Consider the following 12,927-nt stretch of genomic DNA (forward strand, 5'->3'; position numbering starts at 1 on the left):
GAATGTTCGCTTTTGTTTAAAAGCTTGGATTTATGCTGGTGCTCTCGCCTGTCCTAGCTTATAAGTGGGAAGCCATCGAACGATGTTGCCGTGCATGCCGCAGCAAAGTAGCAGCAGACCGACCTCCCCGCAGGCCTTTATAAGCTCTTCAGCTCGCGAGGGGCTAGGGCTGCCCTTCGTGTTCAACAATTTTAACTGTCTGTATTAAGCCAATTCCACGAATATCATGAATAACGGGGCATGGCCGGAGAGCGCCTCCAGTTTTTACCTCAGAAAACGGCCGATCTCGCGGGCATTGTCCACTAGGCCCTCGGTTTCAATTTCATCGAGGGTGACGAGCGCTGCGTCGCGTGCCACGACGTTACCGCCTTAAGTGTCTCCCTGGGATCCGGGCCAGCGTTTTGCCATGAGATCTCTGCAGGACAGGAGCATACCTCTAGCCAGCCTTTTCGAGCGCGCCTGCCAAGAAGACTAGATGGACGTCCGGGGCGATCTCTACGAGTTCGACGGCGATCCTGTGGGGGTTGACCTGAATCGTCACACGCACGCTTTGGCATCTACCATCCTAGGTTAACGATTAGTCGCAGGTTGGAGGCCATGTTTTAGAAAGTGCGCAGGAAGCCGGGACAACACCCCGATGACCAGAAACGCAAACAGGAGACGTGCCCAAAGAACGGCAGACAGGTCGGCCCCCAGCAGCAAAATCAGCAAGGTATCCTCAATCAGACTGTGACACAGGCCGAGAAAGCTCACTGCAAGCAGAGCATCTCGGGGGCTAAGCTTCTCGGTTCTGGATTCCTGGATGAGAAGCCCCGCGCCAAAACTAAGCCCCAGCATAGCGCCGATAACAATAGTATTGGCGGCCGCTTGGCTAACGCCCAGTAGCCGAAGAAACGGATTAAGCAGTAGGTGCAGCAGCCGTTCGATGCCCAACAGGCGGAACAGCTTGAGTGATGTTATCAGCGCCAGGATGACGAAAAAGATTATCGTAAGCGTCTGGATTTGCACTAGCGCCCACCCCATTAAGCTCTCGTCGGTGTACTTCGGTTGCCACGCCAGTTCGTTCGGGTACTGCAGCCATCCACCAGCTCGATAAAGCTGGTGAAGAACCCACGCAAGCAGGAGCGACCCGCCGATGCGCAGGCACAGCGTCAGCCACCAAGGCGCGCCTACTTTTCGGGCGACCGCGCCCTCCACAGGTATAGCATGCGCAACGATCATAAGCGTGCCTAACACGCTGACCTGGGCGACTGTCAGGGTCTCGGATCGAGCCACTTCAAAAAACAGCACCATGCCAGTGTAAATGTTGGTCAGCAGCGTCGCGGCCCATACAACGCTGACCGTGTCGGGCAGCCCCAGCCATCCCATCAGTGGTGCCAGCACAGAACCCAACCAGACTGTAAATCCTAACAACTCCAGCGACTTCACAACGATCAGTGCCGGGACCAGTATTCTTAGTAAGGTGAAGTAAACCCGGGTGGACTCCCTGAAAATCTCAAAAACTGAGTTTTTTTTCTGTGTCATTAACCAGGTCAACATGAATATCGCTCGTTTGAGGTGGAAGAAGCGATATTGTACGATGAGTGGCAAGAAATCTTTCGTCTAAAAGATACCAAACAATACATTTCATTCGTTTGTTGTGTTATTTGGAGAATATTATGCACCTGGATCGGCTCGACCTCCGACTACTGGACTGTTTGCAAAATGAGGGCGGCATCACCAACCAAGAGTTGGCGAACAAGGTCGGGTTGTCACCCTCTGCCTCCCTAAAAAGGGTCCGGCGACTACGGGAGAGCGGGATTATTGAGCGGGATGTAGTTTTACTGGCTCCTGAAAAACTCGGGCCCACCTTGCATGTGGTGGTTGAGGTCATCATGGAGCGTGATGATAAGGCATTATACCAGCGGTTCCTTAAGCGGGCACTGGCGGCTCAGGAGGTGAAGCAGTGCTATCAAGTCACCGGAGAGGTCGATTTTGTGTTGATCGTAATTGTAGCCGATATGGAATGTTATGACCTTTTTTGTGATCGGGTACTGTATGCGGATTCCAACATGCGTAAATTCCGCACGCTGATTTCTCGTAAACGAGCTAAGTTCGATACGAGAGTTACCCTTCCTGTTTTATGACTGGCGTTTGCGGTTTGGCCACAAGCTTAAAGAGGAGGGGTACCTTCACGCTGACGTTCAGTTGTGAGTGAAGTGGTTCAATGATTCCGGACACCAACGTAGGTGGGAAAGTCGCTACCCTAGATAACCCGTTTGGATGCGGTAAAAAGGTCCGCTTGCCAATGGAAACGAGCATCTTTACGGATGGCCTATCAATGTTCGCTTTTGTTTAAGGAACCAGGAAAGGCAGCGCGGGTCGCAAAACGAACATTCAGGCGGATAGACTATAACCCTCCTCAAGGAGAAATGCGGACTCATTGCAGGAATGTCTACAGTAAAGGCTAGAACCCACACCGAGCTCGGACGTTGATCAGGACGCCCGTTTCGTTTGTTGTTGAAACACTTGGCCAACACTGGATGACAGCAACTCGAGGCCAGTCAATAAATCTTTCTCATCTATCGTTAGTGGCATCAGGCACTTAACAACTTCCCCATTGGCGCCACTTGTCTCAATCATTAAACCTTTATTGAATGCACATTTGGAAATTTGGTTGGCCATTTCGCCTGTCTTACAGCTGATGCCACACATCATGCCGCGTCCTTTAAATCGGAACTCTCCGGACGGGTATTGTTCACAAATAGCGGTGAGCCGCTGGCGCAGTATGTAAGACTTTTTCCTAATTTCTTCCAAGAACTGGCCGTCCTTCCAGTAATGCTCGATGGCAGCTCTTGCCGTAACAAACGCAAGGTTGTTCCCGCGGAAAGTACCGCTGTGTTCTCCCGGACTCCACATATCCAATTCCGGACGCATGAGAACGACGGCCATGGGAAGCCCAAAACCGCTCAATGATTTAGACACTGCAATCAGATCGGGATAAACACCTGCCTCTTCAAAGCTGAAAAAATCACCTGTTCGGCCATTTCCCGCCTGGATGTCATCTATGATCAGGAGCATATCGTGGTTTCTACAGAGCCGTTCCAATCCCTTAAGCCATGCAGCCGAAGCCACATTCAAACCACCTTCACCCTGAACAGCTTCCACTATGACCGCTGCAGGACACTCAATGCCTGAGGACGGATCTGAAAGCATTTTGTCCATCAGGTCGATGGTATTGACGTCTTCGCCGAGATAGTCGCAATAAGGCATAAAGTTGACGTCGTTTAGCGATACGCCCGCACCTCGACGGATAGTCTTGTTGCCAGTTGTAGCGGCCGAACCGAGAGAAACCCCGTGAAAACCGTTGGTAAAAGAAATAATGTTGCTGCGGTCCTTCACCTTTCTCGCAAGTTTCAGTGCTGCCTCAACCGCGTTTGTTCCTGTCGGACCTGTAAATTGGATTTTATAGTCAAGCCCACGAGGCTCCAAAATCAGCCTCTTATAACTACTAATAAAATCGGCTTTCGCACGGGTGTACAGATCCAATCCCTGAGAAACTCCGTCTTCTTGAATGTACTCAAGAAGCGCAGCCTTAAAAAGCTCATTGTTGTGGCCATAGTTAAGGGAACCTGCGCCGGCTAAAAAGTCGAGATAAGCATCTCCATTTTCTGTAAACAGATGCGCATTTTTAGCCCTGTTGAATAGAATAGGAAATGAGCGCGAATATACGCGAACTTCGGATTCCATACTCTCAAAAATGTCCATTTTAAGCTCCCACCGATACTGTTTGTTGTTGATTAATAGGGAAATACACATCCCTCTCTCAGCCGTTGGCGCACGACGGCCCCCTCATCTGACAAATAGAATCTAGGCGTTTGTTCATGTCCACAACGTTTGGCAAACACCAATTGTCGAGTTATTAGTCGATTAGTGGCGATCTCCGCAACATCGAGACAAAGCAAAGTCTTTTTATGTATGGCTTTCAAGCTCAATCCGCCCTCATCTCCAATGACAACCACCAATTGGGCCTCTGGAGGTGTCAGACCAACCTTTTCTGCACAACCCCGTATTCGATTCTGGAAACGCTGATTTATATACCTACTGAAAAACTGTTCAATTTTTTCATACCGGCTGTTCGAAGAGTCACCCTTGCCCTGCTCTCTCGACATAAATTCATAAAAGAATTTTAGGCTCTCAGCATTTAAAATCTTCATGTTTAAACCCTCAAATTTTCCACTTCGTCCTTATATTGAGAGCTATTCAGGCTTACGACAAACGATATAATTTCCGGGTTTCCATAATTAAAATTTATGTCAGTGTGCAAGCGCTAAGAAGTAACTCCCCTGTACTGCGCAAACACGATCAGACCAATTCCCAGCAAAACCATGCCAATTCCAGACAGATGGAGGCCAGTTAAGCCTTCTCTGAAGAATTGAAATCCGATCAATGTAACAATCACGATGGATCCTCCATAGACAATCGGAGAAACAAACCCCAGAGTCCCGCCGCCGGCAAATAAAAACGTCATGCTTATAGTAAACAGTGCGATACCAATGCCTCCAGCGATTCCCCAGCTCACACCGACAACATTATTCGAGCCCTCTAGACGCATTCCGCCAATTAAAAAGAAGGTGAAGGGGATAAGCGCTCCAAATAGATTGATAAGCGTTCCAACTAGGTAACCGTTGGTAAATAAAGGGCCGCGATTGAGAGATATCAGCATCAAGGAATATGATAGGGTGGCTAATATTGTAAGGAACATAATAATTTCACCGGTAAATTCGCTATGTTGGTTCTGCAAAAAAGTTAATACTTGAGAGCAGTGCTTGATAATCAAGACCGTCCATAGCCAATGAGTCCCTATTAAAATTTTTGGTGTTCTGGGAAAACCTTAGGTTGCCAGTGTCAAAGTATCGAATTGCTCCGTTTCTCGCCCTACTTGGTAACACTAACCCCCTAGCAGCTCGACTCGGTGAGAAAGGCACATCGAGAACCCCATGATGAAACGCATCAATGATCGCTTGGTACGGATCATTTTGGTCAAACGCTGAGTCAATGAGTTCTCTTGATTCCTGCACGATCTGCTTCTGCTCCAGAGACACTGCGTCCGAAAGTACCTCTACAATGCCGGACGGAGAACTCGTCATTGCGCGCACAAAGTTGATCGCATCTGCGTTAGATTTCGCGGTGGGGATGCCTTGCGATTCTTGTACGGTCTTCACCACGACTTTTCGTGCCAAACCAGCCTTCGCAACGATCGCGCCATGGGCAACCAACGCCATAGACTCGTGAATGCCGGATGGGAAAGGCCCCATGTACTGATGTAGAACGGGAAATACATCAACATCGGCCGGCACGTAGTGCTCAGACAATTCGCGAATCGCCCTCAATGCAGCAATGTCCTGGGCCAAGCAGCCCCCTTGTGGGTAGGCAATCTGCACACATTTCACACCTTCCTTTATTCCGCACATGGCTTCCAGAAAGGACAGAGATAAGGCGAGAGAGGGCGGCACCAATACTGCTGTCAGCGTTCCAAAGCTCTCACGGGAGACAATCACACCTTCTTGCGCCAAGTCTCCACACAGCTCGTCAATTCGGCGCCAAGATTCGAGGGACGCCTCGAGAGGAACATCCTTGCAGTAAGGCAGGTTGTACGTGATACCCCCTCCTTCGAAAGAGGTAATTCCACTGGATATCGCAGCTTCGAAGAGCCGATTGGCAATGGGCGATCCATGCCGTATGTCGAGAGGTGCTCGAGTGCTCTCGTTCAAGTTTCTACCACGCATAATCCCCTGAGACACAAGCGGATAACCATTGAGCTGTTCTGGTGCGCTTGCCAGAAGATTGCTGGCCTGATCAAACTTTTGGAGCCTGGTGTAAGAGTCGATCGTAAGCGTTGAAATGTCCGGAGCAGCACTCTCTTCGATGGTCGTGAGGAGATTTCTCATTTCTTGATGGCCACCAACACCCGAGCGAGGTTGAACCGCAACCCTGCCTTCCGATTCACATCGGGTGAGAACGCTGTGCACTGATTCCTTATCAAGTGACTTGATATATTGAACAGCATCATCGAGATCGAAACGAAATTGTCCTTTCATTAGGCTAAACCGATATCCGTCCGAATTTTCATCCCTTTAAAACCAATCTCACGCACGCCGGCATAGGTGGTTTGAACCGCCGTCGACAGTGCTTCAGCGGATCCCACAACATGGGCAACTCGCCCGCCCGCAGTGATCAGCTTCCCCTTTGCGTCGCGGTCGACATTGGCAAAGAAGAGCTCAGATCCAGTTTCTTCGAGGTTGCGAATACCGTAGATTTCATTACCCGCTTTGAACTCACCATATGGCCAACCCAGATTATCTGTGTCGTCGGAGGGAATTGCGCCTTGTCCGAGGGAGACTGAGACTCGAAAGCGCGAGTCAAACTGCCAATCAATTTCCTCTGCTCGGCCCGCCAAGCCCAGTTCAAAACATTCAGTCAGATTTGCGTTAATCGCGGGGAACATAACCTCCGCTTCGGAGTCGCCAAATCGGCTATTGATCTCGAGAACGTGGATACCGGTGTTTGTCATCATGGCCCCAATGAAGAAGAAGCCAGTGAACAGAATTTCGTCCCGGATCATTTGCGAAACAATCGGGCTCACAACAGATGTTCTTATCTGCTCTTGCAAAGCAGTGGAATCCAAGGGGTGCGGGAAGACACTACCCATTCCGGCGCAGTTGATCCCTTTGTCCTGATCGTCCGAACGTTTATAATCCATTGCAGGTGGAAGCACATTGAATCCACCCTGGTCATCTACGAACACCATTATCGAGAGTTCGCGACCAACGATCCATTCCTCGAGCAGCAACTGAGCACCAGCATCCCCAAAGGCTTGCTCCGAGATAAGCTTGTGGATGGCAGCTTTTGCGTCGTCCGGAGAGCTGGCCATGAAGACCCCGTCACCATCAATGCAAAGGCCATCCGCTTTCACCACGCATCCGTTAGGAAAGTTTTCAAGCGCCGCGAACGCTTCCTGCTCAGAGGAACATTTGATATACCGAGGCGTATTAACGCCTGCGTGGTTCAAGAATTGCTTGCTAAAGCTTTTACTGGTTTCCAGCTTGCCAGCCTTGGCTGTGGCACCAATGGTATTCCAACCTTCCTTCAATAATTGATCTGTGACACCGGCTCTAATTGCCTCAATGTTGCTGACAATGATGAGGTTGGGTTGGTATTGACGAGCAAGGGCTGAAATTCCCTCAAAATCGGTCATATTTATTTCGGGAACCGATGTGATGCCCGCGTGTTCGATGGCCCTGCATCCCGGAACGTACAGCACGCTGGCACTACGATCTGTTTTAAGAATCTGTTGGCACAATGCGTGGCCTCGTCCCGAGGAGTCGATAACCATTACCGTGTGGCTCATATCAAAATCCTTTTTCACCCTGATCAGTTACAATCTGGTCGGCGTATTTACGGCTGCTCTGTTGTCAATTCGTAGGAGCCATCTTTGTCGTGTACCTCGTTGCCTGACAGAGCAGGGTTAAACACACACAGAGCGACCATCTCCTCATGAACCTCAATCTGATGGCGATCATGTTTATCCAGCGCATAAAGCGTCCCTGGTTTGATCGCCTTTTCAACTCCGGAATCTAGGCATCGAATCGTTCCAGAGCCCTTAATACAAAAGCATGCTTCAAGATGATTCTTGTACCAAAGGTTGAGCGTCTGGCCCGGTGCCATCGTCGAAAAGTGAAAAGAAAAGCCAAACTGGTCTTTCGCCAACAACATTCGAATGCTTTCCCATCCTGGACCGTCAATCTTTCGGTCGGTCAATCTGAATTCGTCTACAGTCTTTACAATCATATTTGATCCTGCGGTACCGTGAATTTGGTGGGCCAGCCAAGGCTAGCCGACGGTCTTGATTCGACCATTGATTGACGATGTGACAGAACGGTCTGTACAGATGATTCCCTCCTTGGCCTTTTGCACCCGATCGACGTACCAATTGTGTAGGTCCCACACATACCTGTCCTGCTCTGAAAGAGGACCGCTCGAACTAAAAGCTGATGACATCCCGAGTTGCTGCTGCTCCATAATCCAGTTGTCTTCCTCAACCACTTGATCCCAGCGTTGGAAGTAGGTTTTTACAACTTCCTCGAAGTCGTCCCGCTGCACCGTTTCCTCCGGGAACATATAACCCACGCGAAGAATAGTGGTCTGGTGGTCGACCGGAGTTTTGTTCAGCCACCAAGCACAGTCTTGCGTCAGAATCACGTAGAGTGCAGGAAAGAACTGCAGGTATAAGGTGCCATTCTTCGCTCGACCAGGGAGGTTCGGAATGTGATCGAACCCATTGCCGTAGTCTTTTGGGAGTAGAGCCGAAGAGTTGTTTGAGGGCATGAACAGTGTTCTGTAGTAGCGCTTACTCGACGATAGCTCGTATTCCTGTGCTCCAATCGTGCTGCTGTGAACGGGACCATGCCCAGGATCGGTATCGATATCGTTGTACAGTTTCCAGTTGACGCGAACCTCGTCTTTTCTCTCACGCACACAATGCATCTCCTCAAGAGGATAATTGTGGAACTCCTCTGATAAATCAGAAAGCATCTCATCGATCGATGGAGTGTCTTGTGAAAAGGTGACAAAAATAAGTCCTTGCCAAGATTCACACCGGAGCTCTTTAAGCCCAAGTTCCCTTTTTTGGTGCTCCGGCATGTCTGGGAAATCCGTCGCCCTTTTCAAGCTACCGTCTAAACGATAGGTCCATGCGTGAAACGGGCATCGGATAACACGACACGAGCCAGAGTCGGACAACACTTTGGAGCAACGGTGTCTGCAGACATTTAAGAATGCGTGCAGCCTTTTATCATGATCTCTTATTATGATAATTGACTCGCCATACAACTCAGTGACGAAATAGTCACCAATCCCAGGAACATTTTGTTGCAAACCTACAAAATTCCAGTGTTTATAAAGAATGTGCTCTTTTTCAAAATCAAACCATTTGGGACTAGTAAATACTTCTGGAGACAGCGATGTCGCAGAGGCAAACGGCTTTCTGACAGATTCAATTACATCATCGAAATTCATACATACTCCTTCCTGCGCTAGACAAAGATATTGCTTTTTTCAGAACGCGCTTTTTCTGTCCATTCAGGGACCTCAGCGTTCGCAGATGGGTAGAGAGATTCATGACGTAAACTAGCGTGCTGGACCGCCGCCTCATGGCTTGCGAAGCTGGACCTTCTAACCGATAACCCGATATGCTCAGACACTAAATAGGCGTTGTCTGTTATGCTATATGCATCTTTAAATAATAGTTCCAACTTGCCAAGCGATGAACGGTCGCCTCCAACAAAAGCAATTTCTCTTTTTTCCTTATTATCAATGATAAGAGGACTTTGGTTTTTTAATTCCAGCCATTCGAGCGCGTTATCAAAATCGCTCTTCGACTCAGTGGAAATGATAGTCACCGCCTTAGACACCACAACAATCGAAGCCGGGGACTCCTTTCCGATCGTTGTATAAATATTGATCTCTCCATTCTCAAAACGACCGCATCGGATTTCTATTCCAAATTTCTCCGCATGAGATACGGCTTTTCCGTACAGTACCTTTGCGCCAGATTCGGCAACACCTGCCATTGTGCGAAAGCCAATACTTTTGATTGTTCTGGCTTGTGGCAATAAATATGGATCCGCACTCATGACGCCAGGAACATCTGAGACGATGGTGCAGTGTGTTGCGCCCACAGCGGAAGCCAAAAGTAAGGCGGTGTAGTCAGAACTGTTGCGGCCCAGCATGGTGATGGACTGCTCCTCGTTTACCCCCTGACCTCCGGCGACGACAATCACATCGTTGTATGCAAGCTTCCTACTGATATTCGTGAGGTCGAATTCAGTGCAATCGGCGGACCCGAATTCTGAGTTTGTCTTGAGGCCAAGATTCAGCGCATTGAGTGAGCAGCATCTGATGCCAAGCCGTGAGGTGGCTGCTTCAAGAAAGTGCGCGCTAATGATTTCTCCTGTAGCCAAGGTACCGTCGTGCACTCTTTTCGGCGCGTTAGGATCGATACTGTCTATGGCCTCCTTTAACCTTCCGGTTGTTCCAGACATTGCGCTCACAACAACAATGTATTTTGAACCCGGATACGAACGAACACATTCCGAAAGGAAGAGAGCTATTTTCGAGTAATCGTGGAAATTGAGAAACGAGCTGCCCCCAAATTTGATAATTGATGTCGCGTCCATAGACATAGTCTCTTATCCGTGAGTAATTGGTTTGCGTTATCCCGTTTTTGCTAGGCCATATTGTCCTTGCTGTATATAGCTGAGGACATCCTCAATATCATTGATGAGCGCATCGACCCCTCTGTTTAGAAGGGTTTGGCCTACGCGCTGAGCCTTTCCGGGACTCAGACCTAGTTTGCCTCCTACGATCACAGGGCAATTCACTGCGAATTTCTGTTTCATCCACAACAGATCGCTGAGATCCTGCAACGCATGTCCGTTAAGGGTGCCAATAAGAATGGCTACGGATTCCGGGTGATTTTCGTAAGCCTGGCCGAATTCGGATAGAGGCGTGCAGGCACCCAGGTTGACGACTTCGTACCCAGAAGCCTCGAGGCGTGCCTCGATAAGCTTATTCGCGACCACGTGGGCGTCACTTTCTGCTACACCGAGAATGACCGTTTTGCTACAAGTTTTTCTGATGCCTGAATTCGATCCTGTTCCAGAGGAATCAATGAAGGCGTTGGACTGAAGTAGCTCGCTATTTTCCTGAAATTTCACGGGTGTTCCTCCATGCGCTACATTGAGACCTGAGAATACGGAGCGGTTGATGGTCGTTCAATCAACTTTTTTTGACAGTTAGCATAACTAGGAGTAATGCGTAATGCCTCGAAAACTTCCGAATCTAAACGCGGTAAAAGCCTTTGACGCCGCGGCTCGCCACCAGAGTTTCACCGAGGCCGCGGCTGAACTTTGCGTAACGCAGGCAGCGATTAGTAGACAGATACGACTGTTGGAGGAGCAGCTGAACACCCGTCTCTTCTCCCGAGGCCACCGAAAGGTTGAGTTAACAATTGCTGGGCGCCGTTACGCTAAAATGGTGGAGCAAGCGTTGCTCTCGATAGCCTTGGATACCGGAACCGTTCAAAGATCTGCCTCCCCACAGGTTGTCATTGACGTAGACTCGGATTTGGCAGAGCTGTGGCTAAGGCCGCTCATGCAAAGTAGTGATTTGGATGATCTAGGTGTGTCACTGGACATCAGAGTCCATCCCGAGCCACAAAAGATGTTTGCGTCGGACGCGGACCTAGCAATCACTTGGGGGCAGGTCTACGTTCCCGGCTTCCAAACAGAGACATTTCTTCAGTACACGGCATTTCCGGTCTGCAGTCCCTCTCTCATCGAATCGGCGGAATCCATAAAAGACATTGGAGATTGTCTCGATCATCGATTGATCCACGACCGGGGCATTCATTGGTGGGATAATGCGTTGGTGTCCCACGGGTACAGTTTGGCTCAGTGCAAGAAAAGCATTACGTACCATCGCACCTACCTTTGCATGTATGCCGCTGCGGACGGACTTGGTGTGGCAATTGGAGATGACGTCAGTAGTGCCCACTTGATCAAGGAAGGAAAGCTCATTCGCCCATGTGGCCCTGACATACCCGGCAGAATGAGATACAACTTGTTGGTTCCGGAAGTGAGGCCGCTCCCAGACGGAGTCTATGCAACTATCGATTGGCTAAAAAAACTAGCTAAATCTCACCAAGACTGGTTTGCATCATGGCACCGAGAGAGATAAAACGAGCCTTTCGTCAGTGTGGCATTACTTTCCGGTATCCCCCGGTCCCATGCAGGATGCTTTTTGTGTGCGAGTTTAAGTGATAAGTCGGTTTGAATGGGTGATTTCGAAGTAGATACTGGATAACTCCATTGAGCAAAATCACATAAAATTATCCCCGACTGTATAAGCCGTGCGTCAAAAACCGTAAAAGAAAACGGGGGTTTTTATAACGGCGGATAGCTTCAGATCCTAAGCGGCATTTCTGATTCGCTTCCTGTGTTCATAGAGCCGCCCAATGTAACCGAAATTATTATCTCCTGCTTCGATTATAACGCCATCTGATCGCCTAATTGGATTATGAAAACTGGCATCCTAACCATTTAAGGGTGAATAAAATGAGAAATTCGCAGCATTGCGGACGTTCGCTTTTGTTTAGGCTCGGCCTGGTCGCAAAGCGAACATTCAGATGGTGCGATAACGCCGCTCCGCACGCTCGGTTAAGGAATGGAGGCGCAGCTGCGATGCAGTAACCGTCGCCGTGGCTGGCCTTGTTAAGTTTCCTGAAAATCTCTCGCCAACATGGTTGAAGCGACTGATGGTTCTATCGCATCGTGACCAGAAAACTTTTTAGCCGCCGCAAAGCCCTCTTCTCGGTATTTAGCTAACATATCGCTATAGTTTGATATTTTAGCCGTATTGATGCGGAGTCTTAACGCAACACCTTTATACTTGCACTCCAGATCCTTCTTGGAATTCTGATCCAGAAAAACACTCTTATCGTTACTTACTACGAAAAAATCACCGCCGTTCCTGCAAATTCGGCTAGTCATATAAAGCCCGAAACCCGAATTTTGCCATTCATCATTTTTTCTTTTCTTAACACCCTTATACATTTTCCCAGAAACACCTGGCAATAGGGCCAGATGCAAAGCATCTCTTTCATCCTTTATATTCAAATGTGGATTTGAAGACAGGCCCTGCATAATCCCATATCCGGTGTCGAGGACTGCTAGTTCGACTAAATTTTTTGACGGCCAATATTGTGCGCAGTACTCAATAATTTCAGAGCCTGAATGTTCGACAACGTTTCTTAGGATTTCTCTTATAGAAAAGGTCAGTGTGTCAACGAGATCGCCTTTTTCTTGCCTAGGGAGGCTCTGAATAAGT

Annotated in this window: 12 protein-coding genes and 1 pseudogene; 2 read left to right on the plus strand and 11 right to left on the minus strand. The window is 48.9% G+C overall.

Annotated features, from left to right (window positions below):
• Positions 1-570 precede the first annotated feature (570 nt).
• Positions 571-1,590 (minus strand): hypothetical protein, encoded by a 1,020-nt coding sequence (locus tag Q674_RS34730; RefSeq protein ID WP_023009401.1) that lies wholly within the window; start codon positions 1,588-1,590, stop codon positions 571-573.
• Between the two features lie 68 nt (positions 1,591-1,658).
• Between Q674_RS34730 and Q674_RS34735 the strand changes: the two genes are divergently transcribed.
• Positions 1,659-2,126 carry an Lrp/AsnC family transcriptional regulator gene (locus Q674_RS34735; RefSeq protein ID WP_023009402.1) on the plus strand — a complete coding sequence of 156 codons (468 nt, stop codon included), beginning with the start codon at positions 1,659-1,661 and terminating at the stop codon, positions 2,124-2,126.
• Between the two features lie 349 nt (positions 2,127-2,475).
• Here the strand turns inward: Q674_RS34735 and ectB are convergent, their stop codons facing one another.
• The 9 genes from ectB to Q674_RS0120900 all read right to left on the minus strand — a co-directional run bounded on the left by ectB (position 2,476) and on the right by Q674_RS0120900 (position 10,757).
• Positions 2,476-3,747: a diaminobutyrate--2-oxoglutarate transaminase gene (gene ectB / locus Q674_RS34740; protein WP_031210270.1), complete on the minus strand. Its 1,272-nt coding sequence runs from the start codon at positions 3,745-3,747 to the stop codon at positions 2,476-2,478.
• A gap of 32 nt (positions 3,748-3,779) precedes the next feature.
• A complete protein-coding gene (locus Q674_RS34745) occupies positions 3,780-4,196 on the minus strand; it encodes a hypothetical protein (RefSeq protein ID WP_023009404.1) in 417 nt (138 codons plus the stop codon).
• 113 nt (positions 4,197-4,309) lie between these two features.
• Positions 4,310-4,819: a hypothetical protein gene (locus Q674_RS34750; RefSeq protein WP_152526085.1), complete on the minus strand. Its 510-nt coding sequence runs from the start codon at positions 4,817-4,819 to the stop codon at positions 4,310-4,312.
• A complete protein-coding gene (locus Q674_RS34755; protein ID WP_023009406.1) occupies positions 4,767-6,080 on the minus strand; it encodes a hypothetical protein in 1,314 nt (437 codons plus the stop codon). The genes Q674_RS34750 and Q674_RS34755 overlap by 53 nt, the downstream gene beginning before the upstream one ends.
• Entirely contained in the window at positions 6,080-7,390 is a 1,311-nt protein-coding gene (purD, locus tag Q674_RS34760) for a phosphoribosylamine--glycine ligase (protein WP_023009407.1), read from the minus strand. Before purD ends, Q674_RS34755 begins: the two co-directional genes overlap by 1 nt.
• A gap of 47 nt (positions 7,391-7,437) precedes the next feature.
• Positions 7,438-7,830: an ectoine synthase gene (locus tag Q674_RS34765; protein ID WP_023009408.1), complete on the minus strand. Its 393-nt coding sequence runs from the start codon at positions 7,828-7,830 to the stop codon at positions 7,438-7,440.
• Positions 7,831-7,872: 42 nt separating this feature from the next.
• The gene (locus Q674_RS34770; protein ID WP_023009409.1) at positions 7,873-9,057 is read right to left on the minus strand and encodes an aromatic ring-hydroxylating oxygenase subunit alpha; all 1,185 of its coding nucleotides are present in this window, start codon (positions 9,055-9,057) and stop codon (positions 7,873-7,875) included.
• Between the two features lie 17 nt (positions 9,058-9,074).
• Positions 9,075-10,217 (minus strand): hypothetical protein, encoded by a 1,143-nt coding sequence (locus tag Q674_RS34775; RefSeq protein ID WP_161629370.1) that lies wholly within the window; start codon positions 10,215-10,217, stop codon positions 9,075-9,077.
• A 36-nt stretch (positions 10,218-10,253) separates the two neighbouring features.
• Positions 10,254-10,757 (minus strand): cobalamin-dependent protein, encoded by a 504-nt coding sequence (locus Q674_RS0120900; protein WP_023009411.1) that lies wholly within the window; start codon positions 10,755-10,757, stop codon positions 10,254-10,256.
• A gap of 103 nt (positions 10,758-10,860) precedes the next feature.
• Here Q674_RS0120900 and Q674_RS41700 point away from each other — a divergent pair, with 103 nt between their 5' ends.
• The gene (locus Q674_RS41700; protein ID WP_023009412.1) at positions 10,861-11,778 is read left to right on the plus strand and encodes a LysR family transcriptional regulator; all 918 of its coding nucleotides are present in this window, start codon (positions 10,861-10,863) and stop codon (positions 11,776-11,778) included.
• A 533-nt stretch (positions 11,779-12,311) separates the two neighbouring features.
• Here Q674_RS41700 and Q674_RS34785 read toward each other — a convergent pair.
• Positions 12,312-12,927, minus strand: a pseudogene (locus Q674_RS34785) (hypothetical protein); the annotation flags it as partial.

Origin of the sequence: Marinobacter sp. EVN1, assembly GCF_000475375.1 — a bacterium.
GTDB lineage: Bacteria > Pseudomonadota > Gammaproteobacteria > Pseudomonadales > Oleiphilaceae > Marinobacter > Marinobacter nauticus.

Coding starts and splice junctions, on each gene's coding strand:
- Q674_RS34775 (WP_161629370.1), bottom strand. CDS start 10,217: ATGGACGCGACATCAATTATCAAATTTGGGGGCAGCTCGTTTCTCAAT.
- Q674_RS41700 (WP_023009412.1), top strand. CDS start 10,861: ATGCCTCGAAAACTTCCGAATCTAAACGCGGTAAAAGCCTTTGACGCC.
- purD (WP_023009407.1), bottom strand. CDS start 7,390: ATGAGCCACACGGTAATGGTTATCGACTCCTCGGGACGAGGCCACGCA.
- Q674_RS34735 (WP_023009402.1), top strand. CDS start 1,659: ATGCACCTGGATCGGCTCGACCTCCGACTACTGGACTGTTTGCAAAAT.
- Q674_RS34765 (WP_023009408.1), bottom strand. CDS start 7,830: ATGATTGTAAAGACTGTAGACGAATTCAGATTGACCGACCGAAAGATT.
- Q674_RS34745 (WP_023009404.1), bottom strand. CDS start 4,196: ATGAAGATTTTAAATGCTGAGAGCCTAAAATTCTTTTATGAATTTATG.
- ectB (WP_031210270.1), bottom strand. CDS start 3,747: ATGGACATTTTTGAGAGTATGGAATCCGAAGTTCGCGTATATTCGCGC.
- Q674_RS34755 (WP_023009406.1), bottom strand. CDS start 6,080: ATGAAAGGACAATTTCGTTTCGATCTCGATGATGCTGTTCAATATATC.
- Q674_RS34770 (WP_023009409.1), bottom strand. CDS start 9,057: ATGAATTTCGATGATGTAATTGAATCTGTCAGAAAGCCGTTTGCCTCT.